The following is a 25,519-nucleotide window of genomic DNA, read 5'->3' as shown; positions in this document are numbered from 1 at the left end:
TATTTTTTCTACACTCTTAGTATAATCCTTATAATCACTAAAAAAAAGACCAAGTCTCACACATTAAAGTGTTCAAAAATGGGTCGTTTGGGCACAAAAAATACCCCAGCCCATCTCATACTCTGTTCAGGTAGCTGAGGTGATAACAAAAGATTACGTTCTGGGGAAAATATCATTCATCAGTTCGCGACGGATTAACTTCTCTATTTGGTTTTTTAGTGCCTTACGGTCTATATCTTCTCTTACAAACTGAGAAATAGACTTGTGCAATTCTTCAGAAAGGTAGAAATTATCAGAAAGGCTTCTTTGTTTTGTGAAATGGATTAGTCGAATAATATCTTCATCGCTTAAAATAGGATTAACAACTAAGAAGGGGAGAACAATTTCTAGACAACTACTAGTTGACACAACAAGAGTATCCTCTGAAATTAAATCGCTGACACTTTGAAACTGTTCCGTTGTAAAAATGGCTTGAACGTTACAATTTGGTAAGTAATGTTGAAACTGGTTAAGGAGTAATTTTTGTAAGCCAATACCATCATCAGAAACAAGAATGACTTCTGTCTTGGGAATTTCTTGCTTACTATTTTTAAAAGCACCACCTAGATGAATTGTAATATAAGCAATCTCATCATCATCAAAGGTAAGATCCCAATTTTCTTCTAAGACATGAATATGGGCTTTCGTTATCGTAAATAAGTCATGGTATTTTTCTTTGATATGAGCTGTCAAAGAGTTAGCCGCAAAAATACCATAGGTTTTTCGATAAATAAGTGCCTTACAATGAATCATCAACTGCTTGAGCAAATCATCTTTATGAAGAAACTCGATATGACAACAATTTTCTATTTTTTCAATGAAGGTTTTTAGTGTCTCACGCATTTCCTCATAGTCACGACTTTCAACGTGACTATCTTTGTCCTTGCGGAAAGAAAGCATCAGCATGGCAACAAGACCTGTTTCAATATGATCTAATTGAATACCAAATTGCTCTCGTAATTGCTGAGCAAATTCTTTTGCAATCACGTATTCTTTGCGCTTCCAAATTAAATCAAAATCTTGGTCTAAACCATTCTTAATGTGATTGCTAAACTGCATATTACGGTAGCTAAGGAGAATAAAGGGTAAAATCTTTACCATAAACTGACTATCTTGGCTATTAATGGTCTTACCTAGACTGGTTTGAGAGGAGATAAGAAATTGTTCAATATAATCATGCACTTCTTTTGAGAAGTAAGTGGTTAAGCCTAACGTTTCTTCTAATCGGTGGTCAAAATAATCAATAAAGCTAGTATTTTCACCATGATAAATACCATCTAAAATTTTGTACAGAAATTGAATCAAGGATAAGGGATGACATTCGAAATAATAGCCTCGAGACTTACTCGCATGCAATTTGATACTGTATTCCTTTTGAGCTAATCTTTCTCTTAGCTCATTTAAATCATTTAAAACAGTATTTCGTGAGACATCATTAATCTGCATCAATTTGTCGATAATGACACGCTCAGGAAAGATGGCAATATATACAGCAGAAAGCTTGATTCGCTCATCACTTTTCATAACATAATGATAGTCACTCACCTCGTCTAAGAGTTTACGACAGGCTTCTTTTTGCTCTGTGGATAGTAAGATTCCTACTCTTGGATAAGACTCTATCTGCTCAACGTGTTGAGGCAGTGCATCATTAATCTTTTCCAAATGATAATAAATCTTGCGTCTTGATTGACCCAAAGCATGAGAAATAGTCATTACCGTTTCTGCCTCATCTAAGTTGATTAAATAAGAAAGAAGGTCATAGCTTTTTTTATCTAACAACATCATCTCTAGGTCCCTCACTTTCACGATTCATCCTACTTACATTTTATCACAATTCCATACTTCTTAATAAGCAAAATGTTTAAAATACCAACAACTAAAGTGTTCTTTTTTATTTTTATAATATCATACCCATTCTGCCAATAGTTCTATTGAAAAAGCAGTGTTTATAAACACTGCTTGAAATGAATCATTGGTGGATGATGTAAACTTATTTTGGCAAAGTCTTTATGATTTTTGCCCATAGTAAGCATTAGCACCATGTTTTCTGTAATAAAACCATTTTAAAGAAACAATCTTTTAAACATAGTCATTGAATTTGGTCACTTTATTTTGGACATAATCATCAAAATTTATAATTTGTTTAGGATTTTTTAATGCAGTACAAGCACCATTTGCTAAAGATTCCATTTCTTTTTCACCAGGATAAATCTTAATAGGTGCAATAAATTCACAATATTCTTTAAGTTGTTTTGTCACATATTCTGAGTGGGCAATGCCACCTGTGATGAGGATGGCATCAACATCACCTTTTAAAACAACAGCCATAGAACCAATATCTTTAGCCACCTGATAAATCATGGCATCTAAATAGAATTTCATTTTTTCATCTGTGACAGATTTTTCCTCAATCTCTTTTACATCAGCTGTTCCCAGATAGGCTGTCAAGCCACCCTTACCGTTAATCATTTCAATCATTTCTTTTTTAGTATAATTACCTGAGAAACACATCTCAATGACAGGAGTTACTGGCAGTCCACCTGAACGATTGGTTGTAAAAGCATTTTCACCATATAACCCATGTCCACCATCAATCATACGCCCTTTATAATGAGGCACAACGGTATTGCCTCCTCCCATATGAACAACAATTAAATTTAATGCTTCATAACTATTACCAATATCCTTGGCATATTGCCTAGCAATAGCTTTATGATTAAGAGCATGTACACTACTAATACGGACAATTTTAGGATGACCCGATACACGCGCTAAATCTGAAAATTCATCAGATGCAGGAGGATCTACAACCAAAGCAAGACAGCCAACCTCTTCTTTTAACTGATAGGCAATACTACTTCCTAGGTCTGTTGGGTGAGAACCAAAAACACCACTCAACTGTTCTTCAATCATAAAAGGTGTCACTTCATAAATACCACTTTCAATAGGTCGCGTATTGCCTCCACGACTAACAACAGCATCTAATTTTTTTTTATCAATGTGGTGGCGTGTCATAAAATCTTCAATGGCAGCTTTACGATAATCAATCTGATGACTAACGTTATTAAAAGCCATGAGGTCTTCTGTCGGGTGTTTAACGGTTTCTTGAATAATCTTTTTTTGATCTTCAAAAAAAGCTATTTTGGTTGAGGTGGAGCCTAGATTAATCACTAAAATTTGATACATCACTGATTCCTCCTTACAATTGAAAGGTAGGTGGCTAAAGCAATTGTTGCTAACTTGCCGTCTTCTGATTCAGATCGTGAAGTGAAAACTATGGGAACATTTAGGCCAACAACAGCAGATGCAACTGTTTTTCTTGCATCATAAACTAAAGATTTGGTTAGAACATTACCAACAGTTAAATTTGGAACCAGTAAAATTTGTGCATGGCCTGCTACAGGACCACCAACTTTCTTTTGTTTAGCTGCTTCTTTTGATGTTGCATTATCATAGGCTAGTGGGCCGTCAACAATACAATCTTTAATTTGTTTACGATCATTCATTTTAGCTAATAAGGCGGCATCAATTGTATCAGGCATGGCTGGATTGACATTTTCAAGAGAAGCTAATACGGCAACTCTTGGCATTTGATAACCTAAATCTTTTGAAAGTTGTACGGCATTTTCAATAATTTCTTTCTTCTCCATCAAGTCAGGATTAATAGCCATAGCACAATCTGTTAACAGAACAAGCTCATCTTGATGACTATTTTCATATACTGAAATTTGGCTCACTTTTTTACCAATATTAAAACCTGTTTCTTTGTTTAGAATAGGTCGCAAAAATGTTGATGAGTGCACGAGACCTTTCATGATGGCTTGTGCCTTATTCATTTTAACCAATTCAACTGCTTTCTCTGCAGCTTTTTTATGATTTTCTTGATTAATAATTGGAGTATCCTTTAAATTAAGTGAGTAATTATTGATAAGAGCTGTGAGTTCATCTTCTTGACCAATAAGTATAAATTCAGCAATTTGTAGTTCTTTTGCTTTTTCGATAACTTTTAATGTGCTTAAATCTTCTGGTGACACAACAGCAACAATTTGTTTTTCAAAGCGTGTTAGATGCACAAATAAATCATCAAAATTTTTGATCATCATCTGTCCTCCTTAATACATACTAACTAATTTCAAAGGACTTAATCCAGTATAACTATGAAAATCCTTGATAAGATGAGATTCATCAAAGTAACCCATTTTTTGAGCAATATCAGCGTTTGACATTTCTTTATCAAACATTACTTTAAGTGCTTTTTGAAATCTGTAAATACTACTGTATTTCTTTAAAGAGACTCCATTGATAAGTTTAAATTGATTTTCAATGTGGCGTCGACTATAACCAATAGACTCTACTAGTTTGTTGATTTTAACATCATTAAAATGTTTGTTTAAGTATAGCGCAGCGTACTCAGCAATACCAACATCATAATCAAAATCCGTCATATGAAGCAGATAAAAATTTTTGATGAGGTTAACTCTTTCTTCAAAACTATTCGCTTGAAGAAGTTGAAATTCAAGAATTTCTGCTTGTTCTAGAGCATCACTTAATTCAATGATTTGATTAAACGATTCAGCCGTTTTAATCTTCCAATTTTTAGTGCCGTAGTATGAATAGAGACTTGCCAGAAAAACATCACTTTGAGGATGAAGTTCAACAGTACCTAAATGATCTCTAGCACCAATTAACAAAGACTTATTATTTGTTTTATCAAGTGATATCAATAGTTTAGGACAAGAATCCGGATAAATTTCTAATTTGTGTTGAGGATTGTTAAATTGTGATAAAACCGCAAAAGATTTCACACTTTTTAGATTTAATTTAACAAGGGTCGACTGATAATGTTCTGTTTTTTTCTCTATCCAAGGTTGTACTTGGGGAGCAAAGAGCTCTTTTTTTTGATTTAAACTTAAATTCATCGCCGACCCTCCGTTCTTTTTAATACAAATCAGAGTTATTGATAAATTTCTTCATCGGTTGGTGCTGGGGTATCAAATGTACCTGCCACAATGGCAATATCCAATAAATCTTCAAAAACTAAGTTATGAGAAATACTATTATTACCCCATGAGCCACAACCAATACTTGATGTCGAACGAATAGCATTTGTTAATGTTGCTCCAGTAGCAGATGTTCCAGGTTGATTAATGAGGATGCGTCCAGCAGGAATTGTTAGTCCCACTTTTTCAATGGTTTCTTTATTGTTAGTATAGATAACGCTTGAATGTCCAGCGCCTTGATATTTAAGATTATCAACAGCCAATTGCAGACCTTCTTCAAAATTGTCATATGATAACAAGACAGTCACAGGACACATTTTTTCACCACACAATAATTCCTTATCACCATGAGGCATATCTTGTAAATCTAGCAAGAAGATTTTAGTTGTTGTTGGCACATCAATATGTAGTATCTCAGCAATTTGTAAGGCTGTTTTCCCAACAATGTGTCGAGAAAAAGTACCATTTTCAAATAATAAGTCTCTAAATTGATTCACTGTTGCTTTATCATTGATATAAAAGGCATCAGCTTTTTCAAAGGCCTTGACTAATTCTGGGATTTTTTGTTTTGGTGCAATAACAGCCTGATCACCAACGCACTGAACACCAGCATCCCAGTAACGACTAACCACAACATTTTCAGCAACCTTATTGAAATCAGTGTAATCTTCGGCAACAAGGATTTGGACATTCCCTTGACCAACTCCATAAGCAGGCGTACCACTTGAGTAGGCGGCACGTACAATACCAGCTCCACCAGTTGCTACAACAACATCGACATTAGCCATCAATTCCACTGTTTTATCAGCAGATGGTTCAGAAATAATTTGAATCAGATTTTTTGGTGCTCCGACTTTTTCAAGAGCTTCATTCATAATATCAACAGTGTGTTTTGATACTTTTGTAGCACGTGGATGTGGGGAGATAACAACTGTATTACGTCCTTTTAAAGCTGCTAATGAATTACCAATACATGATAAACTTGGATTAGTTGTTGGTGTTACACATCCAATAACTCCTTTTGGACTAGCTACTTTAAAATAATTTTCCTTTTCGTTTCTTTCAATGATGCCAACAGAAGGCTTGTCTTTCATTTGGTGCCAAATACTAGAACTGGCTCCTTTATTTTTAATGATTTTATGTTCAAAAACCCCCATTTGAGTTTCATCAACAGCTTCTTGTGCTAGAAGTTCCGCGTTATCATAAACAGCTTTTGAAATGGCATAACAAAACTTATCAACCTCCTCTTGAGAACAGTGAATGTATTCTTGCAATGCGACTTTAGACTTTTCAATTAAGTCTTTTACTTCATTTTCCATAATGCACACTCCTTTTTTCTGCTTGATACTTACAGTATACAGGGAAAGCGTTTTCAAAAATTGTAAAATTGCGCACTTTGTGATGTTTTAAAGCCATTTTGACTACTCATAGTAGATTTATTTATCTTTATTTAAATTACTTTTTAAAATGACTATCTCATTGGTGCTATCACTAAGAAAATCTAATAACCTTTCATCATTAGGCAACCAATATTACTAAATAGTATACTTACTTATTACATCATTTTAAAAGTTTTATCTCTTATCCTACTTATATTTTATCACAATCTTAGTTTTCTTAATGAGTAGAGTCTCCAAATCATCAACAAAATGAGAGATTTTTCATAATATCATTTTACTGCCGTTATTGATATGAAGAATTATATTTAGTCGCTAAAAAAGCTAAGACACGAGTCTCAGCTTTTTAACTATTTGAAAGTTGCTATGTTTGACAAAATTGAATTTCTATCAACAGATTTCTTTTATCAAAACTATTTTTATTTAATGATGATAACTTATTTTGGCAAAGTCTTTATGATTTTTGCCCGTAGTAAGCATTAGCACCATGTTTTCTGTAATAATGTTTATCCATAACATGTTTTGGAACCGGTTGAACTCTTGGATTGATTTGTTCTGTGAGACGGCTCATTTTAGCCACTTCTTCTAAGACAGCTGAGTTATAGACAGCCTGTTCAGGCGTTTTCCCCCAAGTAAATGGTCCATGATTACGGACAACAATTCCTGGAACAGCTAAAGGATCAAGCTTACGATTGGTAAATTCTTCTAAAATGACAGTACCCGTTTCTTTTTCATAAGCTGTATTAACTTCTTCTTCCGTCAAAGAACGCGCACAAGGAATTGGTCCAAAAAAACAGTCTGCATGAGTTGTTCCATAAATCGGGATATCTCTTCCTGCTTGCGCCCAACCAACAGCCTCGGTCGAGTGGGTATGAACAATGCCTCCAATTTCTGGCCAAGCTTTGTACAAGGCGACATGGGTCGGCAAATCTGAAGAAGGATTCAAATCTCCTTCAATAATATTACCATCAAGGTCTGTCACAACCATATCCTCAGGTCTTAATTTATCGTAATCTACACCTGATGGTTTAATGACAATACAACCCAATTCATAACAAACTTCAGAAACATTGCCCCAAGTGAATTTGACTAAGCCATGACTAGGAAGTGTTTTATTGGCTTCACAAACTCTTTTTTTAATCTCGTTTAAATCTTTTACCATGTTTTCAACCCTGCTTTCTCAATCAATGGATAAAGAAAATCTTGCGCTTCTTTTATCGCAGCTTTTGTCTCTTCCACTGTTTCACAGTTTTCAGACCACATTTCAATGAGAAATGGTCCATTATAGTTGGTTCTTTTTAACACATCAAATAGTGCTTCCCAGTCCACACAACCTTGACCAAAAGGCACATCTCTAAATTGTCCTTTTGAGTTTTCTGTGACTGGGTAAGTATCTTTTAAATGAATGGCAGCTATGGCATGATGTCCTAAGTAAAATTCACTCCATAAATCATTATGCCAAGCCGAGACATTGCCTGTATCAGGATAGACAAATAGATAAGGCGAATTAATTTCTTTTGCCACTGCCAAATACTTTTCAATGGAATTGATAAAAGGATCATCCATGATTTCAATGGCCAAAATAACTTGTGCTTCTTCTGCCCAATCACAAGCTTGACGAAGATTTTTCATGAAGCGAACACGTGTTTCTGGTGATTTTTCTTCATAATAGACATCATAACCGGCTAATTGAATCGTTCTGACACCTAAATCTTGTGCCAACTCAATACATTTTTTCATCAATTCTAATGATTTTGCTTCTATCTCGGGATTGTCTGACCCAAGTGGGTAACGACGATGCCCAGAAAAACAAATAGTTGGTATACGAACACCCGTTTCAAAAATGTTCTTAACGATGGTTAAACGCTCTTCTTTTGTCCAATCAAGACGTTCTAATCTCGCATCTGACTCATCAATAGACATCTCAACAAAATCAAAACCGAGTTCTTTGGCAAAATACAAACGCTCTAGCCAAGTCAACTGCTTTGGTGTGGCTTTTTCATAAATACCAATGGGACGAACCATATCATGACCCCCAAATTCGTTTGATTTCATCTTTAAAAGCACGCGCTGCTTCTGCTGGGTTTTTGGCTTCAGTGATACCACGACCAGCTATAAAAGTATAAACATCAATGCCTTCAAATAGCTTTAATGTGTCCACATTAAGGCCACCCGTGACAGAAACGCGAAAGCCCATGTCAACTAATTTTTTAATTTTACTTAAATCTTTTTCACCCCATGTTTGACCGGCTAAAAGAGCATCTCTTGATTGATGGTAAATGGCTTGTGAAATACCTGCATCCAGCCAAGTTTGAGCTTCTTCAAAGGTCCAGTTCCCATAGAGTTCAATTTGAATTTCCCCACGATCTCCTTTAACTTCCTTAATGGCTTTAAGCGCTGCTTTCATTGTTGGAACAGTGGCACAACAAATACAAGTCATCCAATCTGCTCCTCTTAGAGCATTATTTTTTGCAACAGTCCCTCCAGCATCAGCACATTTAGTGTCAGCCACAATAATTTTGTCTGGGAAGAGATTATGTAGCACCTCCACTAATTCACTACCAACTTGTAGGAGACAAACAGTTCCTGCTTCAATAATATCAACTTCTTGACCAACTGAAACAGCTGCTTTAACGGCTCCTTGTAAATCTGAGTGGTCTAGAGCTACTTGTAAATTTGGAATTCGATTTTTCATAGGGTTCCTTTCATATAGACAGTCTTTCTTATCTTTAGAAAATATTGCCTGATTCTGATAATATAATTAACTGTTTAAATCCAATCCTTCAAGGTATGGACTATTCTTAGATTCTTCTACCATAGCAAGAACTTCCTCAGCACTTTGGCAACCCACTAAACGCTCAATTGCATTGTCTAACTCCATCAAAGCAATAATTTGAGGGATAGCAACTGAGGTATGAATATCTGAGCTGGTTGCTGCTAAAGCAATAAGAACTTGAACAGACTTGCCATCTGAGAAGACAACTGGTTCTTTTAGCGTGACTAATGAAAAGGCATCTCGCAAAACACCTGCTTCTGGACGAGCATGAGGCATGGCCATTCCAGGCATCAAGACGTAATAAGGACCATATTCTTCAGTAGAGTCAATAATCGCTTGATAGTATTCTTCTTTTACAGCACCACTTTCAATTAAAGGTTGAACAGATAATTGTACAGCTTCTTGCCACGTCTTAGCACTAAGTCCCAACCGAATCGATTGATTGTCAATAAATGCTTGTTTTAAATTCATAACCTCTCCTTTTGCCTATCTCATTGATTAACAATGAGCATTATCAAATTATTTCTTGGCATAAAGAGAAAGTATTGTAAATGGATTAACAATACCTTTCTCTACTATCCAAAAATAATCACTTGATTACAAAACTGCTTGTAATTTTTCTTTGATTTCATTATCATCCATTAGATTATCTAAACCAACGAGATGTCCTTTTGTACGACCATCTAATTCATGGATTAAATGATTTGAGGCAATGACAATATCATAATTAGCTGCCAAACTTTTTGCTTCACCTACTGAACAAGACGCCGATTGGAAATCTGTAATCCCTAGTTGGCGAAGGGCATTTTCTACTTTCATTTTAATAACCATTGATGATCCCATGCCGTTTCCGCATGCTGTCAATATTTTAAGCATTATCTTTCCTCCTAATGATATGTCTAGCCACTTGATTGCTAAGGGCAATAGGGCAAAATGAATGATGAAATAATATTGTTATTCTTGAACTTCACCTTTGTAATAAGCTTCTTTATCTTTTGCTTTTCTATATTGTAATTGTGGAATGACTAATAAGAAGAGACAAACAAGAACGAAACCAGCAATACCAAGGTATTTGAAGAGATAACCAAATGGTAACCAAGGGATAACAAGGTCAATATTACCATGGTAGCCACCTGATAGTTGTAATAAACCAACAGCTATTGCACCAAGTGCCACTTGAAGAATACCTGAGCAAAATGATAAGATGGCTGCAGCTTTCCAACCACCACGTTTATCAGCATACACTGCTAATGCGGCATTATCAAAGAATACTGGAACAAAACCAGTGATGATAAGAATTGGACTCTTAAAGATAACTAAAAGTGCGATAGTGACTAATTGTCCGATTAAACCAAAGGTAAATCCTGAAAGAACGGCATTGGCTGAACCAAAACCATAAGATGCTGCAACGTCAACCGCTGGAAATGATCCTGGGAGAAGTTTATTTGAAATACCTTGAAAGGCATTGGTCAACTCAGAAACGAACATCCGAACACCTTGCATCAAGATAAAGAGATAAACAGAGAAGGTGAGAGATGTTTGAAGAACGTACATGAAGAAGGCTTGTTTGTCTGGATTGTAAGCTCCATTTGTGATGAGTTCAGTGTTAGACATGATTTCTGGACCAAGAACACTTAAGATAACACCAAAGAAGACCAGCATTAGTGTTGCTGAGGCAACCACAGTATCGTGGAAAATACTCAAGAATGATGGTAATTTTAAGTTGTCAAGATTTTCTTCTTTTTTACCAAAGTAAGGTGCAACCTTATCAACAAACCAAATCGCAAATTGTTGTTGGTGACCAATGGCAAAACCTGCACCACCAGTTAAACGTTGTGTAGCTTCCACAGTCATATTTGAGCTAACTGCCCAATAAAGACCACATATAATACCTACTGCCCACGTACCCCAAGTGTTTTGAAGTTGAGGGATTAACAAAAGGACAAAAACTGAAATCGTTGCTGCCTGTTGTACCATGATGTGACCTGTAATAAACAAAGTTCTAATTTTTGTGATTTTACGAAGGGCAACTAATAAAATATTAACACCAAATCCGATTAATAGAGCTGTTGTCGCTACACTAATGAAACCCATTGTATCAAGCTTTGCGTTGGCAGCAGCTAAACCAAAGTAAGGGTCAATGACCGCTGCATTTAAATTAAATTTTTGAGCCAAGGCCACTAGAATCGGACGGAAAGTGACAACCAGTCCTCCTGCACCTACATTTAAAATGAGATAGCCAACGGTTGCTTTCACAAAACCTGCAAATACCTCATGCAAAGGTTTTTTGAGTAGTAAATACCCAATTAAAACCAAGAGACCTACAAAAAATGCCGGGTTCTGCAAAATATTTTGAGAGAACCAGTTTAGGGGCGCTAGAAATATATCCATAGGAACTACCTCTTTTCAAAGTTTTTATTTTCTTTCTAACTTTATTATAATTTTTGTAAGCGCTTTTATAAAGACCAAGTATTGTACACTTATATGTTCAAAATTAGACCTAATGAAAAATCTAAGTGACAAACGAGTTAACCTAAAGACTGAAGATAGTCAAAAACTATAAAAATGAACTAGTTTCTTTTTTACTATTCGTGAGCTAGTAAAGATACTCATCTCTTAAAAAAGATGAGTATCTTTACTATTTTTCCTAAAAATCCTTTTAAACACGACAGACAATAGACATAAAGAAAGGAACTGCTAGTTAGTAAGTGCCAAATCAAGTGTTTGTCTTAACCTTTTTGTGGTTTGATAGACATCTGGACTTTTGGAAATGGCTGAAATAATCGCAACACCATCTGCTTTTGCTTCTATGATAGAAGAAATGACAGATTGATTGATACCACCAATAGCAACAATGGGAAGATCTGGATTGATTTCTCTGATGGCTTTCGTTATGCGATTGCCAATTGCTGGTTTGGCATCTGCCTTAGATTGTGTTGCTTGAAAAGGTCCTACACCAATATAATCGACAAGTTCAATCGCTGATTGTTGATATTCTGCCATGGTACTGACTGATAAACCAATGATTTTATGGGGAAGTCGTTTTCTTGCTTCTTTAACCGCAATATCCCCTTGACCGATATGAAGGCCGTCAGCATCAATTGCTTCCACCAAATCAATATCATCATCAATGATAAAAGGAACATGATAACGATGACACAAGGTTTGTAATTGCTGCGCCATTTTTTTCTTATCCTCTTTTATTAAAGCATTTGATCCTTTTTCGCGAAATTGAAAAAGAGTAATGCCTCCTTTTAAGGCTTCTTCAACAACTGACAGAAGATTATTTTGTGGGCAATCAGCCGTGCCACAGACAAAGTAAAGTTTTAAATTCTCTTTAATCATTAATGATTCTCTGCCTTTCTTTCATTTGATGAGGTCTTATCTGATAAAGGCTATCTAAAAATGTAACCTTAAAACTACCAGGTCCAGTTGTACTGGCTTTTTCTTGTGCCAATTCACCGGCAATATTATAGGCTAACATGGCCTCAGATAAACAATCTAGATAATCCTTTTCTTCAGAAAGACCGATAAAAGCAGCTAATACAGCCCCCAGTAGACAACCTGTTCCTGTCACAAGAGGCATTAAAGGACTACCATTTTGAATGAGTCGCACCTGATTGTTGACAGCAATGGCATCAACTGGACCAGTAACTATAACTGGTATGCTAAAAATAGTGCTAGCTTTTCGGGCCAAAGCACCAATATCTTCAACAAAACCACTGTCAGCTCCTTTTGATGTTTGTTTTTCTCCGATTAAAGCCGCGATTTCACTGGCATTCCCCCGTAAGAGAGTGATGGGATAATGATGTAGCAAATCAAGAGATACTTTTAATCGAAAACGACTAGCTCCTGCAGCAACAGGATCTAAAACGACTGGTACATGATTTTTTTTGGCAATGGTAATCGCATTTTGATAGAGTTGCCATTTAGCCGGTGTCAAGGTGCCAATATTAATCAATAGAGCACTAGCGACTTTTAACAAATCCTCTAAATCCTCCTCATATTCACTCATGGCAGGAGATGCGCCTAAAGCCAATAAGCCATTGGCTGTAAAATTCTTGACCACATTATTTGTAATACAAATAACGAGAGGATTACTTTTCTTTAGTTTTTCTAAATACATTTTCTATCCTTTATAGCTCAAATGATTGACAGGACCATGGCCCTTACCCAATTCCGGTGCATTTTTAATGGCTGAAGTGATAAATGCTTTAGCTGTCTTAACAGCTTCAACAATCGTTTTGCCTTTACCAAGTTCAGCTGTGGCGACAGCAGCAAATGTACAACCCGTTCCATGTGTATGAACAGTATCAATTCGCTCGCTACTGAGCGTCATTAATCCCTCATTTTCTAAAAAGAGATAATCTTTAGCAAGACCAGTCGCATGACCGCCTTTAATAATGACATTTTTAACGTGATATTTATCTTGAATCTCATAACCTGCTTGGATGATACTAGCCTCATCAGATAAAGAACGCCCCACTAAAACTTCTGCTTCTGGTAAATTTGGTGTTATTAGAGTTGCTAAAGGTAATAGTTTACTCTTTAAGGCCTCAATAGCTTCTTCTTCAATCAAGCGATCACCACTTGTTGCCACCATAACTGGATCTAGGACGTAAGGTTTGGAATAATCTTTTAAGTATGAAGCGACAATGTTTATTATCTCAACTTGAGCAAGCATACCTGTTTTAATCGCTTGTGGTTCAATGTCTTCAAACACACAGGAAAGTTGTTGATCCACCATATCAGGAGTAATGTGTTGCACTGCTCTAACCCCTTGTGTGTTTTGGGCAACAACACTAGTTACCACAGCCATGCCATAGGTTTCTCTGGCTTGAAAACTCTTCAAATCAGCCATAATGCCTGCCCCACCACTAGGGTCAGTACCTGCAATCGTTAAAACTGCATCTAATTTAGCCATTTTAATCCTCCCAATCTTCTTGTGTCACAGCCATTTGAAAGAAACGTCTTTCATGTTGACAAGATTTGACAAAATTATCAACAAAAATGGCCTTAGTAGCTTCAGAAATATTTTGTGAATAGTGTTCGATCATTCTGAAAAAATTACCCATTAAGTCTTCCGTTGAATCATCAGCATAGAAATCAACCCATTTTTTAAAAGGATGAGTATCAGCCAAATGATGTTCTGCATTAATTTTTTTAGCCACTTCATGATAAACCCATGGACATGGACCCATGGCTGATAGAGCGCCCGCAATGCCGTGTTCATTGATGTTGTATGACATGTGTTTAATGTAGTGATCAGCTGATGGGTACCATTTGCTATCAGCAACAATACTACTATAAGGCTTACCAGTATAGGCTGCTAACACTTGGTGAGGGCCTTCTTGCCCTTCTAATTCTTCATTTAAAATCATTGACAATTGACCTATAAAGAAGCGCTTGTCAGTGACATTATCGGCTTTTGCCATACATAAAGCATAAATATCAGCAAATTTATTAAGATAGGCATAGTCAGCTTGTAAATAATGACAGACTGCTTTTGGGTCTAAATTACCATTAACAATTCCTTGAATGAAAGGATCATTGTAGATAAGGTCAATATATTTTTCACTTTTTGCAATCATTTGTTCTTTTAACATTGTAAACTCCTTTTTCTTAATTTAAAGTGCACAATAAGTGACTAATACTGTTTTTTTCATCCTTTTAAACGATTAAGATGAGAATTGCTGAGCCAATCGCTACAGCTAGTAAGAAATAATCCTTCATCAAAATCGGATAACGATGAGCATGCGTTCTCCTACTTTCTGAATCAAAGCCCTTTGAAATCATGGCCATCTCTAGATGATCCACCCAGTAGATTGTTTTAAACAGTAAAGATAAGATCAGCTTAACCGATAACAGTCCAACTCGCTGTCCTCTTAGTTTAAAAGCCAGACGATTTCTCTGATACTGTAATTTAATGAGTGGTAAGAGGTTGAAAACTGCAAATAAGCCATAGGCAAACTGGCTGGGAAGAGCAAAACTTTGGTGTAGTGATTCAATAAAGTCATAATTAGAATGGGATAGATGAAAGAGCAATCCAATATTCATAAAGACGAGCGGACGACAAGCAACCGTTAACGACAAGATAAGATCATGAGGATTTTTACCCCAGATAAAGGTCCCAATGAAAAGAGATGCTCCCATCAAAAGACCAAGCCCATTGAGCCATAAGAAGGGACGCTTGACGCCACCATAAAAGAGATCTGTTAACCAAATTAAAGTCAGTAGAAATAAAGTAAGCCATAAATTAAAACTAATACTAAAAGCAAAGGTTAAAATGAGTAAGCTGACAAAGGTCATCGCTGGGTGATAATTTTTAAGGTACAGCATTTGTCACCTCCACAAATCGAGTCGCTAAGGTCTCTTTCAGTGCTTGATCATGACTGGTGAAAATTAATCCACAATGATTTTCTTGACAATAGCTTAAAATCAAATCCATGATCGCTTGTGCATGATAGGCATCTTGACCATAGGTTGGCTCATCAATCAAAACAAGAGAAGCCTGACTGGCTAGAATAATACCAACAGCCAAACGTCTTTGTTGTCCTTGGCTCAACTGAAAAGGGGATAAATCTTTTTTCTCCCATAATTGCAGTGTCTCTAAAATACTTTGTGTTTTTTTCTCATCGCGACAAGTCTGAAAAATCTCTTCATAGACATTGGCAAAAATGAATTGCTCCAATGGGTTTTGAAACAAGAAAGTAATAGCAGACATATCCTTTTTAATGCCTTTGATAGCTCCTTTGTTCTTATAGATACCTAAAAGACCTAAGAAAAAACTGGATTTCCCAATACCACTTGGCCCATCTAAACAAAGCCTTTCACCTCTTTTTAAGCTGATATCTGGATAGAAAATCGTCTTATCCTTTGCCAGTTGCACTTGAAACTGCTTGGTTTCTAGCAAAGTTTCCCCTAAAGAAATCTTTTTATCTTTCAATATTAGAGGTGGGAAATGATGCTTTAAAACGTCATAGTCAACAGCTGATAGTCCCTCTTCAAACCAATAATAAGTCGTCATCTTATCTTTGTAATAATCAATCAAATGATCAATCACAATCAAGATAGCATTGGTTTGTTCTTGATAAGCCAAAACATCATCTAACAGTCTTAAGGCACTTTTTTTGTCAAGATTGGCAAAAGCTTCATCTAAAATCATGATCTTAGGCTCTTTTAAAAAGATAGTTGCCAGAGATAGCCGTTGTTTTTCTCCTTGAGAAAGAGTGTTAATCTGACGATCATGATAATTTGCTAAGCCAACTTTTTGTAACACTTGAGTGACTTTTTCAGCCATGATCTCTGGATTTTCTTGTAAATTTTCTAAGACAAAGAGTAATTCCAAAGCAACGGTATCCATACAAAACTGCAAGTCTGGATTTTGAAAAATGAAACCAACATCTTTGGGAGAAATCTCGACATCATCTAATAAGACAGCACCAGTCGTAGGTTTTTTTAATCCTGCTAATAAAAATGCAAGACTACTTTTACCGCAACCAGAATAGCCACCGATAAGAATTTTTTCTCCTTGCGCCATTGAAACACTCAACTGCTCAAAAAGAGGAGGGTGATCTTGATAAGCATAGCTTAGATTCTCTACTAATAGCATAGCTTAGCCTTTCTGACTGATAGCATAAGAATTAAGAACACCACTGTGTTTAAGCTGATCGCAAATGCCCTTAGTCACAAGGAAAAAGACGATAGATGACAAGGTTCTGACGGTAATCATCACTAGATTATAAGTAAATCCAAAAGCACCATAACTATTGGCATAATAAGACCATGCATAGCTTAGTAATGATGTTAAAATAGCTGATAGAATAAAAGCCGGCCACTTATAATTTTTATAACCAAAGAAAGTAAAGCCAAGCTCTGAGCCAAGACCTTGAAGAGTTCCGATAATCAATACACTGGGACCAAACACTGAACCGGTCAAAACTTCAACCAAGGCAGCTAAAAGTTCTGTGATTATGGCTGTGCCTGGTTTTCTTAAAATATAAATAGCCATGGGTGCTGCAACAAACCAAATCCCATAAATAATTTCATGAGCGACAGGACCAATAAAAGGAACCAATGAGCCAGAGACATAGCCGGCCCCCAAATAGATAATACCAAGTACCACAGATAATAAAGCAATTAATAAAACATCTTTTAATGTTATTTTTTTCATTTCATCATTCTCCTTAAGATATAAAAATAGTTTGTAGACGTGTAAATAAAGGGAGTCGCTTCAATCCTTGAACTAAGAACATCCCAATGATGCCACCGATAATAGTTGCCCCAACAAATCTTGGGGTAAACAAGAAAAGAGACTGAGCTGCTGAGGCTTTGGCTAAAAGTTCACTATCTCCTTGAGCACTAAAAGTCCAATACCACACCATAACAGGTGCTGATAAGATGGAACCTATTAAACCAGTCCCTATAAATTCGCCCAGCCATGATGCCCAATCTTTTTTCCACAATCGATAGCACACTCCAGCTAAGAAAGCACCTGGCCCTGCTCCTAAAATAGCTAAAGGAGCTACCGCAGCGACACCTGATTGGGTTAAAATTCTAATAACTGCTGTTATTAAAGCCATGATTAAAGCAAAGATTGGTCCCATGAGAATTCCTGCTATGACATTAACCACACTGGACATAAAAGCCATCCCTTCAATCCGAAAAATCGGACTCAAAAACACATCAAGCGCAATCATAATCGCTAGCACTGAGAGTTTTGTCGTTTTTTGATTAACCATCACTTCTCCTTTCATGGACTTGAAATGGTAACAAGCTAAAACAAACCTATTAAATCATAAAAACCCCATTTGCAAGCAAACGGGGTTTGAATCATCAATTAGATAATGAAAACGCTTTATATTTCACAAAGAAAAAAAGCCTTTCTCGTCACAAAAAACACTCGTGACGGCACACATTTCCCTGCGACAGTACTAACTGTATCAGGTTCAATGGGTATAATCTCAGCTGTTAAGCACCCCAAATGTCCTATTTAATTTTACAATTTGATAGTAACACAATTTTTAAAAATTCTCAAGAGTTTGTGAAATTAATGAGTAAAAATAGTGCTGATTAATTTTGGTAAATCACTAAATTGAGAAAAACGAAAATCAATAAAATCTTTTTGTTCTTCTAAAGGATAGACAGCATTTTCAAGATATAGTGTTGTGATGCCAAGCGTTTTTGCTTCTTTCAAATTTTGCCAAGAATCCTCAACCATCACAAGATGATGAGGTGAGACACCAATATCACGCGCTACTCTTTGCAAGAAATTCTTTGTTTTATTTTGAAAGTTAAAATCAAAAATGCTGTAGACGGCATTAAAATATGGTAAAAGAGACGTTTCTTCCAATCCTTTTAAGGCTAAGTGACTCTCATTACTAGTCACAGCAACCAACTCGTAACCGTCTTCTACCAACGTTTCAAGTGTTGAGAAAACATCTGGCATCAAGGTTACTTTCTCATAAGCCTTAACAAGTAGCCTGTCTTTTTCTCGTCTCAAATCCTCTAAAGTCCAATCGTTGCCCAAAAGAGATAGCAAATAATCTTCTGCTTGATTTATGGTGCTGTTCCATAGTTTTTGACGAATAGTCGTTGTTAAGCTGAGCTCATTTTGAGCTAGTAACGTTTCAACCACCTGATCCCAGATATGATAGGAATCAAAAATCACACCATCCAAATCCATAAAAATAACTTTTTTCACGATACCAACTCCTTTAACATCATCATATCACAAGAAAATAAAAGACTCAATGCTGTTTATTCTCTAACTATTTTGAGGCTTCTAAACAAAAACCAATTCTCGCATAAAGACAAGAATTGGTTTGATATCATGGCACGAAACTCTTTATTACATGCTAATACTATCACTCTTAGACACTTTCATAAATAAAAGAAGTGAGAGGACAGTGAAAATAGTTAGTAAGGTTGATAAAGCAGCAGCAATACCATAATTTCCTCTAAGAACTTCCGTATAGATGGCTACGGTCATAGTCTTTGTCCGTACATTATAAAGTAAGATAGAGGTTGATAACTCAGAAATCATTGTAATCCAAGATAAGATAGCTCCTGCAATAATCCCTGGCATCATCATAGGAATTGTGACCTTAACAAAGGTATTTAAGCGTGAAGAACCAAGACTAGCTGCGGCTTCTTCAATACTAGGTGATATCTGTTGCAAGGCCGCTACTGATGAACGGATGGTATAAGGTAAACGCCTTACCGAAAACGAAATCACCATAATCAGCGATGTCCCGATAATGGCAAGAAAACCAGTCCCACCAATACCAGTATTAAAAGCTGTGATAAAGGCAATCCCAAGAACCGTTCCAGGAACAATATAAGGCACCATACTCATACTATCAATCAAGGAAGTAAAGGCATTGCGTTTACGAACACTTAAGTAAGAAATAAAAGTGGCAAAAATAACAACCACCACGAGAGCCATAAAAGGAATACGTAAGGTGTTTAAAATACTTGAGCCCATGCGATCAAAGGCCTGTTGATAACTATTCAAAGAATAGCCTGGCACAAAAATCATGCCTGAGGTTTTTAAAAATGAGGTATAAATTAAATACATTTGTGGCATGACAGATAAACCAATAACGCCATAAACCCACAAGTAAACCATAAACTTCTGGAGTCCTTTAACAGGTTTTGCTTCAATCGGGTGGAGAGAATTCATGCTAAAACTGTTTTTATGGGCAATGTATTTTTGCACCAAGAAAATGGTTAAAGCAATGATAATCGCGATAATCGCAAGAGCTGAAGCAAAGGCAGAGTTGCCTCCCACTTCACTGATAAACTGCGTGTAAACGAGTACAGGGAAGGTACGATAGCCCTCACCAATCAACATCGGTGTCCCAAAGTCTGAGAAAGCTCTCATAAAGACTAAAAGAGCTGCTGCTAAAAGCGTTGGTACCAAAAGAGGTAACACAATTTTCGTAAGCCGACTAATTCCCTTCACTCCCATACTTTCAGCTGCTTCTAAAAGAGAATTATCCATACTCTTTAAAGCGCCACTCACATATAAAAAGACTAAAGGAAAAAGTTGAAGGGTAAACACAAGAACAATGCCAAAGAAACCATAAATATCAATGTTTGGAAAACCTAGTGTATTAATCAAAAATTTAGTAATCACACCATTTCTCCCCAAGAGGAGAATCCATGAATAGGCACCAACAAAAGGAGCTGACATAGAGGCAATGATGATTAAAATTTGTAAGACCTTTTTCCCCTTAAACTGAAACATGGCAAAACAATAAGCCAGCAAGGTCCCAACAACAAGTGCCAACAAGGTTGCCATCACCGATACTTTAAAACTATTAAATAAGGTATCAAAATAGTAATCTCTCGAAAAGAAGGTTAAAAAATTACCCAGTGACAACTGCCCATCTACAAAAAGAGCTTGCTTTAAAATAGTGACAATCGGATAGATTAAAAAGATGAGATAAGTGACAAATATGATAATAGAAGATATGAGCCAAATATTCATCCGCTCAAGGGCTTTTTTCATCACGTCACCTCCAATAAATTCACCTGACCATCTGCTGAAAAGACATTGATTTTGGAAGTGTTAATTCTTAGACGGATCTCATCTCCTGGACCAAAGTCTTCATCAAGCGTCGACTCCTCTGTCACTTGAATGCGATCAGAAAAAGGTGTTTCTAGGATATATTCTGTGTTTAAGCCCAGATAAGTACTATCTTTAATCGTTGCTTTAATCGGACCATCAAGGTCTCTAACAAACTCTTCTGGACGCACACTAACTCTTACCTCTTGGTTGTCCAAATGATTTAAAAGAGGGTAAGGAATACTTGAACCATCAGCAAATTGAAGATGAGCTTGTCCTTCTTGTTTCACCAATTGTGCTGAAATCATATTGGTTCGTCCAATAAAGGTAGCTACAAATTCATTTTTAGGGCGATGATAGAGTTCTTTTGGTTTACCAATTTGCTGGATTTCTCCTAGATACATGACAGCAATCTGATCGGAAATAGCCATAGCTTCTTCCTGATCATGCGTCACATAAACCGTCGTAATACCAACTTCTTTTTGAATTTCTTTGATGGCTTGTCGCATCTCTATTCTGAGTTTAGCATCCAAGTTACTCAAAGGTTCATCCATTAAGAGTACATCTGGGCTGATAGCTAGAGCTCTTGCTAGAGCCACACGTTGTTGTTGACCACCACTGAGATTTTCTGGCTTTCGGTCTCTAAATTGATCAATCTGCATCAATTTTAAATAGCGATCAACCCTTTCAGCCATTTCTTCTTTATTGAGTTTTCGCTGTTTAAGTCCAAAAGCAACATTATCTTTAACAGATAGATGAGGAAAAATCGCATAGTTTTGAAAAACCATCCCAATGTTACGTTTGCTGGGTTCCATTTGATTGATACGGTCATTACCAAAATAGAAATCACCACCTTCAATCGAGTTAAACCCTGCAATCATTCGAAGTAGGGTTGTCTTTCCACAGCCTGATGGCCCTAAAAGAGTAAACAGACTACCATCTGGAATGACAACATTCAAATCTTCAATAACGGTTGTATCTCCATAAATTTTTTTGGCATTTTTAATGATAATTTCACTCATTTAGCCACTCCTATTTTGATTGTAGGTCAACAAAAATCTGATTGTAATGATTAACGATATCTTCTTGATGTTCAATAACGTAATCATAATCTTCTACAAGTGTTTTGATATCTTCAAGTGGCTTCATATTATCACTAACTGCCACATTTTTACGAACAGGGCGATTAGTGGTTTCAGTACCAAGAGTGTCTTGTGCTTCTTTTGAAATCACAAAGTCGATAAATTTTTCAGCATTTGATTTATTAGGGGCATTTTTAATAATAGCAGTACTAGCTGGAAGGAAAACAGACCCTTCTTCTGGGTAAATGACTTCAATATTTGCGCCATCATTAAGCAGTTTCACGGTAGGATCTTCATAAGACAAACCAACAGCCATTTCACCATCTGCTACCGCCTTATAAACAGCAGAAGAACTTGAGTTGATTTTACCATCAATCAAAGTGAAGAGATCTTCCACATATTGCCATGCCTCATCATTATCATAACCACCATTAGCTTGAAGCATGTTGGTTAATTGGGCAAAGGCACTAGAAGAGTTGGATGGGTCAGCTGTCGCAATTTTCCCCTTCAATTCTGGATTGAGTAAATCCTTATAACCTTTGATATCCATACCTTTGGTTAAGTCCTTATTAACAATCAAAACAGAACCATCCAGTGCGTAAGGTGTAGAATAGCCAGTTGTGTTTTGATATGCTTCAACAACATTCTCATTTTCAGGAGACACATACTCCTCAAAAAGTTCTGGATGTTGTTCGTATTGTGTGTAAGACCCACCAAAAATGATATCAGCAACAGGTTGACTAGCTTCGCTTTCTAATTTTTTAAAGAGTTCACCAGTACCTGCTTGAATTAATTCCACCTTAATGCCATATTTTTCTTCAAAAGCTGGAATAATCGCATTGATTAAGCCTTCAGAGTTAGGTGAATAAACGACTAGTTTATCGCTTTCTCCTGAGTTATTTTCTGACGTCTGGCTTGAACCACAGGCTGTCAAACCAATAAGAGCAATAAAACCAACAATTAGTGACAAAAATTTGTTACGCATAAGAATGCTCCTTTCATTTATTCACCCTCATTGTATAAAAGAAAGCGCTTTATTGATAGGAAAATTCTATCCTTTATGGGTAAAATTCTCTTTAAATTCGGTAAAACTCAAACCGGTATAACGACGAAAAACCTTACCAAAATAGTTATAATCGGAAAAACCAACAGCCTCAGATACTTCATAAGCCTTGACATCAGGCAAACTCATCATCAGCTGAATAGCTCGCTTAATCCGGTAACGATTGAGGTAGTCTGTGAGGGTAATTCCTAACTCCTCCTTGATTTTTTTATAGAGATAACTTTCACTGTAACCAAAATGCTTGGCCAAATCTTCTGTGGCGATTGGTTTATCGTAGTTAAGATGTAGCCACTCAACCAGTTCTTTTGCCCAATCCTCAGACATGACCTGAGGCAGATTAAGTGATGAGAAATCAGACCAGATAGGCTCCTTCTCCTCGGCACTACTACTATCGTCTTTCTTTTTTAAGTCCAACTGAATTTGCCAGAGGCAATCTCTTAATTCTTCTAGGTCAATCGGTTTTTCGATGAAATTATAAACACCATATTGCATCGCTTTCTTGGCATGTTGAAAGTCACTATAGGAAGACAAAATCACTTTTTCATAGGCCACCTCTTTTGTTACTTCAAACATTTCAAAAGCCGTTTTATGAGGCATTTTAATATCGGTCAACACCACATGAGGTTTTAATGTTTTAATGAGACTGGCTCCTTCTAAGCCATCTTTTGCGACCGCTACCACCTCTAAACCTAGTTGATGATAATCAAGTGCCTGTGTTAGCCATTGTCTAATGAGTGTTTCATCTTCAACGATGATTAATCGGTACATCGCCTCTCCTTTCTATAGATAGAGTCACCAGATTCTTATCTTCTTGTTTAGCAATCATAATCTTGGTGCTTGGATAAAGCATGACCAAACGCCTGTAAGAATTAATCAGACCATGATGTGTATCATCCGTATGGATGTAATCAGCAAAAACGGCTAGAAAATCTTCGGAAAAACCTGACCCATTATCAGCCACAGTAAAAAGAATTTTTCCATTCTCCTCTTTAACCGTCAATCCGATATCTAGAGCATGACGATCTTTCATACCATGTTTTAAAGCATTATCAACCAAGGGAAGAAGAAACAATCTGGGGATGGTTAACTCACTTAGATGATTAGGATAGTCGATAGTGTAGGTTAATTCTTCAAACCGCACCTGATTAACTAAAAGATAGTCTTCAATAATCGCCAAATCATCTGCTAAAAAGCCATAATCAGATATCGACGTCACACTATAGCGTAGCACACGATTGAGTGAGAGAATCATCTGTTCTGCTTTTTTCACATCGAAATACATCAAAATTTTAATCGCTTCTAAGGCGTTATAGAGAAAATGCGGATTAAATTGTGCCTCCAGCAATTTGCGTTCACAACGCGCTTTTTCTTGTTCTGACTGCAAGGTTTGTTCAAATAAAAGTTGCATGGTTTCGACCATTTTATTAATTTTATCAGCGAGATAACCAAACTCATCATCGGTACTCACTGCAACAGATTCTTTAAAGCCTTTCATCATGAGATCCAAATCAGAAACTAAAATATCAATACTATCACTACTATGAAGAGTTATTTTTCGTGACAAACGATTAGACGCCGCAAAAAGAATAAAAATGATAACTGTTGCAAAAAGACCCGTGAAGGCAAAAAGGTAGGTGAGTGGTACTACCAAAATATAAGTGTAGAGATAAAGATCTTTATTTAAAAGTGTTTTATTCGCTAGATAGAGATTGCCTTGTCTCAAACTTAAAAGTCGTGATAATGATGCCCCATCTATCTTTTCAAGAGACTCAGCATCATACCTAGAGCTGTTAGAGGCAAAGAGATTATCAAAATAATCGGTGATAACATACTGGATAGCTTCTGATTCAACAGAAGATTTAAAATCATTACTATCAATATAAAGAACCAGATAGCCTTCAATCTCGTTTTCTTGATAGATGGCTTTTAGCTTGATGAGATAGTTGTTTGATTGATGATCTTTCATGATTTTAAACAAACTCTCTCTTCCAAGATTGTTGAGAGCAATTTTGACATAGGCATCATCTTTTAGACCATCACGATTGGGGAGACGAGTGGTCAACAAGAGCTCCTTATCAGCGCTATAGATAGCAAGTGTTGAACGAAAAGGTAGCTGATTGGTTTCTTCATAAATCTGACGAAACATCTCACGCTCACTGATATTACCAGAAATAAAAGAGTCCAGATTACCTGCTTCCAAGTCTTCAAAAACACGACTAGTCGTAGCATCTATCTCTTCAAAATAAGATTGAACCATCCTTTTGCCCTGCATTAACTGACTATATTGTAAGAGTAAAATAAAAAAAGTCAGTATAAAGAGGTAGGAGAGCCCAATAACAAGGGCAATTTTCTTAAAACTATGTCCCATTTCAGCGCGTAATTTATCTCTGAAAGGCACAATTTCTTTTTTCTCTACTGGTAAGGCCATATCCATTTCCTCGCAAACAAAAAAGTGTTTCTCCTCATTCCTTAACGACACTGTCATTATAACAGGCAAAAACAAAAATGTAAACGGTGTCAAAAACAAAAAATCCTCACACAAAAGTGTGAGGAATATTTACTAGAGAACATAGCTTTAAAACTTTCTAAC

General features: G+C 36.3%; 25 protein-coding genes and 1 riboswitch. All 25 genes read right to left on the bottom strand.

Translation table 11 applies throughout. The features are described from left to right. Window positions 1–153: 153 nt before the first annotated feature. Window positions 154–1,824, bottom strand: a complete 1,671-nt coding sequence (locus JHK64_RS05200; protein WP_199567967.1) for a BglG family transcription antiterminator — start codon at window positions 1,822–1,824, stop codon at window positions 154–156. Between the two features lie 294 nt (window positions 1,825–2,118). Then, window positions 2,119–3,225: a butyrate kinase gene (gene buk / locus JHK64_RS05195; protein ID WP_246450905.1), complete on the bottom strand. Its 1,107-nt coding sequence runs from the start codon at window positions 3,223–3,225 to the stop codon at window positions 2,119–2,121. Further along, complete coding sequence (locus tag JHK64_RS05190) at window positions 3,225–4,142, bottom strand: bifunctional enoyl-CoA hydratase/phosphate acetyltransferase (RefSeq protein ID WP_199567938.1); 918 nt, start codon at window positions 4,140–4,142, stop codon at window positions 3,225–3,227. Before JHK64_RS05190 ends, buk begins: the two co-directional genes overlap by 1 nt. A 9-nt stretch (window positions 4,143–4,151) precedes the next feature. After that, complete coding sequence (locus JHK64_RS05185; protein WP_199567937.1) at window positions 4,152–4,958, bottom strand: helix-turn-helix domain-containing protein; 807 nt, start codon at window positions 4,956–4,958, stop codon at window positions 4,152–4,154. A gap of 35 nt (window positions 4,959–4,993) precedes the next feature. Beyond that, window positions 4,994–6,358 carry an aldehyde dehydrogenase family protein gene (locus JHK64_RS05180; protein WP_199567936.1) on the bottom strand — a complete coding sequence of 455 codons (1,365 nt, stop codon included), beginning with the start codon at window positions 6,356–6,358 and terminating at the stop codon, window positions 4,994–4,996. A gap of 532 nt (window positions 6,359–6,890) precedes the next feature. Further along, window positions 6,891–7,598, bottom strand: a complete 708-nt coding sequence (locus tag JHK64_RS05175) for an L-ribulose-5-phosphate 4-epimerase (RefSeq protein WP_199567935.1) — start codon at window positions 7,596–7,598, stop codon at window positions 6,891–6,893. After that, on the bottom strand, window positions 7,592–8,461 hold the full coding sequence (locus tag JHK64_RS05170; protein ID WP_199567934.1) for an L-ribulose-5-phosphate 3-epimerase: 870 nt from the start codon (window positions 8,459–8,461) through the stop codon (window positions 7,592–7,594). Before JHK64_RS05170 ends, JHK64_RS05175 begins: the two co-directional genes overlap by 7 nt. Before the next feature lies 1 nt (window position 8,462). Beyond that, a complete protein-coding gene (locus JHK64_RS05165; RefSeq protein ID WP_199567933.1) occupies window positions 8,463–9,131 on the bottom strand; it encodes a 3-keto-L-gulonate-6-phosphate decarboxylase UlaD in 669 nt (222 codons plus the stop codon). 66 nt (window positions 9,132–9,197) lie between these two features. Next, a complete protein-coding gene (locus JHK64_RS05160; protein WP_199567932.1) occupies window positions 9,198–9,683 on the bottom strand; it encodes a PTS sugar transporter subunit IIA in 486 nt (161 codons plus the stop codon). Window positions 9,684–9,809: 126 nt separating this feature from the next. Continuing rightward, complete coding sequence (locus JHK64_RS05155) at window positions 9,810–10,088, bottom strand: PTS sugar transporter subunit IIB (protein ID WP_199567931.1); 279 nt, start codon at window positions 10,086–10,088, stop codon at window positions 9,810–9,812. 78 nt (window positions 10,089–10,166) lie between these two features. Then, on the bottom strand, window positions 10,167–11,603 hold the full coding sequence (locus JHK64_RS05150) for a PTS sugar transporter subunit IIC (RefSeq protein WP_199567930.1): 1,437 nt from the start codon (window positions 11,601–11,603) through the stop codon (window positions 10,167–10,169). 306 nt (window positions 11,604–11,909) lie between these two features. Beyond that, entirely contained in the window at window positions 11,910–12,554 is a 645-nt protein-coding gene (thiE, locus tag JHK64_RS05145) for a thiamine phosphate synthase (RefSeq protein WP_199567966.1), read from the bottom strand. Then, window positions 12,550–13,338 carry a hydroxyethylthiazole kinase gene (gene thiM, locus JHK64_RS05140; RefSeq protein ID WP_199567929.1) on the bottom strand — a complete coding sequence of 263 codons (789 nt, stop codon included), beginning with the start codon at window positions 13,336–13,338 and terminating at the stop codon, window positions 12,550–12,552. Before thiM ends, thiE begins: the two co-directional genes overlap by 5 nt. A gap of 3 nt (window positions 13,339–13,341) precedes the next feature. Then, window positions 13,342–14,136, bottom strand: a complete 795-nt coding sequence (gene thiD / locus JHK64_RS05135) for a bifunctional hydroxymethylpyrimidine kinase/phosphomethylpyrimidine kinase (protein WP_199567928.1) — start codon at window positions 14,134–14,136, stop codon at window positions 13,342–13,344. Between the two features lies 1 nt (window position 14,137). After that, window positions 14,138–14,818, bottom strand: a complete 681-nt coding sequence (gene tenA, locus JHK64_RS05130; RefSeq protein ID WP_199567927.1) for a thiaminase II — start codon at window positions 14,816–14,818, stop codon at window positions 14,138–14,140. A 64-nt stretch (window positions 14,819–14,882) separates the two neighbouring features. Further along, a complete protein-coding gene (locus tag JHK64_RS05125; protein WP_199567926.1) occupies window positions 14,883–15,551 on the bottom strand; it encodes an energy-coupling factor transporter transmembrane component T family protein in 669 nt (222 codons plus the stop codon). Continuing rightward, window positions 15,538–16,824, bottom strand: a complete 1,287-nt coding sequence (locus JHK64_RS05120; RefSeq protein WP_199567925.1) for an ATP-binding cassette domain-containing protein — start codon at window positions 16,822–16,824, stop codon at window positions 15,538–15,540. The genes JHK64_RS05125 and JHK64_RS05120 overlap by 14 nt, the downstream gene beginning before the upstream one ends. A 3-nt stretch (window positions 16,825–16,827) precedes the next feature. Beyond that, entirely contained in the window at window positions 16,828–17,385 is a 558-nt protein-coding gene (locus tag JHK64_RS05115; protein WP_199567924.1) for an ECF transporter S component, read from the bottom strand. Between the two features lie 13 nt (window positions 17,386–17,398). Continuing rightward, on the bottom strand, window positions 17,399–17,953 hold the full coding sequence (gene thiW, locus JHK64_RS05110) for an energy coupling factor transporter S component ThiW (RefSeq protein ID WP_199567923.1): 555 nt from the start codon (window positions 17,951–17,953) through the stop codon (window positions 17,399–17,401). Between the two features lie 161 nt (window positions 17,954–18,114). After that, window positions 18,115–18,204: riboswitch (TPP riboswitch) on the bottom strand. A gap of 57 nt (window positions 18,205–18,261) precedes the next feature. Further along, a complete protein-coding gene (locus tag JHK64_RS05105) occupies window positions 18,262–18,915 on the bottom strand; it encodes an HAD hydrolase-like protein (protein ID WP_199567922.1) in 654 nt (217 codons plus the stop codon). Between the two features lie 147 nt (window positions 18,916–19,062). Beyond that, window positions 19,063–20,727, bottom strand: a complete 1,665-nt coding sequence (locus JHK64_RS05100) for an ABC transporter permease (RefSeq protein WP_199567921.1) — start codon at window positions 20,725–20,727, stop codon at window positions 19,063–19,065. Then, window positions 20,727–21,806 carry an ABC transporter ATP-binding protein gene (locus JHK64_RS05095; RefSeq protein WP_199567920.1) on the bottom strand — a complete coding sequence of 360 codons (1,080 nt, stop codon included), beginning with the start codon at window positions 21,804–21,806 and terminating at the stop codon, window positions 20,727–20,729. The genes JHK64_RS05100 and JHK64_RS05095 overlap by 1 nt, the downstream gene beginning before the upstream one ends. Window positions 21,807–21,816: 10 nt before the next feature. Beyond that, window positions 21,817–22,851 carry an ABC transporter substrate-binding protein gene (locus tag JHK64_RS05090; RefSeq protein ID WP_199567919.1) on the bottom strand — a complete coding sequence of 345 codons (1,035 nt, stop codon included), beginning with the start codon at window positions 22,849–22,851 and terminating at the stop codon, window positions 21,817–21,819. A 66-nt stretch (window positions 22,852–22,917) separates the two neighbouring features. Next, entirely contained in the window at window positions 22,918–23,697 is a 780-nt protein-coding gene (locus tag JHK64_RS05085; protein ID WP_199567918.1) for a helix-turn-helix domain-containing protein, read from the bottom strand. After that, a complete protein-coding gene (locus JHK64_RS05080) occupies window positions 23,675–25,357 on the bottom strand; it encodes a sensor histidine kinase (RefSeq protein WP_199567917.1) in 1,683 nt (560 codons plus the stop codon). Before JHK64_RS05080 ends, JHK64_RS05085 begins: the two co-directional genes overlap by 23 nt. Window positions 25,358–25,519: the final 162 nt, after the last annotated feature.

It is taken from the genome of Streptococcus zalophi (genome assembly GCF_016481285.1).
Taxonomy (GTDB): Bacteria; Bacillota; Bacilli; order Lactobacillales; family Streptococcaceae; genus Streptococcus; species Streptococcus zalophi.
The sequence above is the reverse complement of the archived record's forward strand: the minus strand, read 5'-3'. Positions and strand labels throughout refer to the sequence as shown.

Excerpts from the sequence above, each read along its gene's own strand:
- JHK64_RS05200 (WP_199567967.1), bottom strand. The coding sequence starts at position 1,824 with ATGATGTTGTTAGATAAAAAAAGCTATGACCTTCTTTCTTATTTAATC.
- buk (WP_246450905.1), bottom strand. The coding sequence starts at position 3,225 with ATGTATCAAATTTTAGTGATTAATCTAGGCTCCACCTCAACCAAAATA.
- JHK64_RS05190 (WP_199567938.1), bottom strand. The coding sequence starts at position 4,142 with ATGATGATCAAAAATTTTGATGATTTATTTGTGCATCTAACACGCTTT.
- JHK64_RS05185 (WP_199567937.1), bottom strand. The coding sequence starts at position 4,958 with ATGAATTTAAGTTTAAATCAAAAAAAAGAGCTCTTTGCTCCCCAAGTA.
- JHK64_RS05180 (WP_199567936.1), bottom strand. The coding sequence starts at position 6,358 with ATGGAAAATGAAGTAAAAGACTTAATTGAAAAGTCTAAAGTCGCATTG.
- JHK64_RS05175 (WP_199567935.1), bottom strand. The coding sequence starts at position 7,598 with ATGGTAAAAGATTTAAACGAGATTAAAAAAAGAGTTTGTGAAGCCAAT.
- JHK64_RS05170 (WP_199567934.1), bottom strand. The coding sequence starts at position 8,461 with ATGGTTCGTCCCATTGGTATTTATGAAAAAGCCACACCAAAGCAGTTG.
- JHK64_RS05165 (WP_199567933.1), bottom strand. The coding sequence starts at position 9,131 with ATGAAAAATCGAATTCCAAATTTACAAGTAGCTCTAGACCACTCAGAT.
- JHK64_RS05160 (WP_199567932.1), bottom strand. The coding sequence starts at position 9,683 with ATGAATTTAAAACAAGCATTTATTGACAATCAATCGATTCGGTTGGGA.
- JHK64_RS05155 (WP_199567931.1), bottom strand. The coding sequence starts at position 10,088 with ATGCTTAAAATATTGACAGCATGCGGAAACGGCATGGGATCATCAATG.
- JHK64_RS05150 (WP_199567930.1), bottom strand. The coding sequence starts at position 11,603 with ATGGATATATTTCTAGCGCCCCTAAACTGGTTCTCTCAAAATATTTTG.
- thiM (WP_199567929.1), bottom strand. The coding sequence starts at position 13,338 with ATGTATTTAGAAAAACTAAAGAAAAGTAATCCTCTCGTTATTTGTATT.
- thiD (WP_199567928.1), bottom strand. The coding sequence starts at position 14,136 with ATGGCTAAATTAGATGCAGTTTTAACGATTGCAGGTACTGACCCTAGT.
- tenA (WP_199567927.1), bottom strand. The coding sequence starts at position 14,818 with ATGTTAAAAGAACAAATGATTGCAAAAAGTGAAAAATATATTGACCTT.
- JHK64_RS05125 (WP_199567926.1), bottom strand. The coding sequence starts at position 15,551 with ATGCTGTACCTTAAAAATTATCACCCAGCGATGACCTTTGTCAGCTTA.
- JHK64_RS05120 (WP_199567925.1), bottom strand. The coding sequence starts at position 16,824 with ATGCTATTAGTAGAGAATCTAAGCTATGCTTATCAAGATCACCCTCCT.
- JHK64_RS05115 (WP_199567924.1), bottom strand. The coding sequence starts at position 17,385 with ATGAAAAAAATAACATTAAAAGATGTTTTATTAATTGCTTTATTATCT.
- thiW (WP_199567923.1), bottom strand. The coding sequence starts at position 17,953 with ATGGTTAATCAAAAAACGACAAAACTCTCAGTGCTAGCGATTATGATT.
- JHK64_RS05100 (WP_199567921.1), bottom strand. The coding sequence starts at position 20,727 with ATGAAAAAAGCCCTTGAGCGGATGAATATTTGGCTCATATCTTCTATT.
- JHK64_RS05095 (WP_199567920.1), bottom strand. The coding sequence starts at position 21,806 with ATGAGTGAAATTATCATTAAAAATGCCAAAAAAATTTATGGAGATACA.
- JHK64_RS05090 (WP_199567919.1), bottom strand. The coding sequence starts at position 22,851 with ATGCGTAACAAATTTTTGTCACTAATTGTTGGTTTTATTGCTCTTATT.
- JHK64_RS05085 (WP_199567918.1), bottom strand. The coding sequence starts at position 23,697 with ATGTACCGATTAATCATCGTTGAAGATGAAACACTCATTAGACAATGG.
- JHK64_RS05080 (WP_199567917.1), bottom strand. The coding sequence starts at position 25,357 with ATGGCCTTACCAGTAGAGAAAAAAGAAATTGTGCCTTTCAGAGATAAA.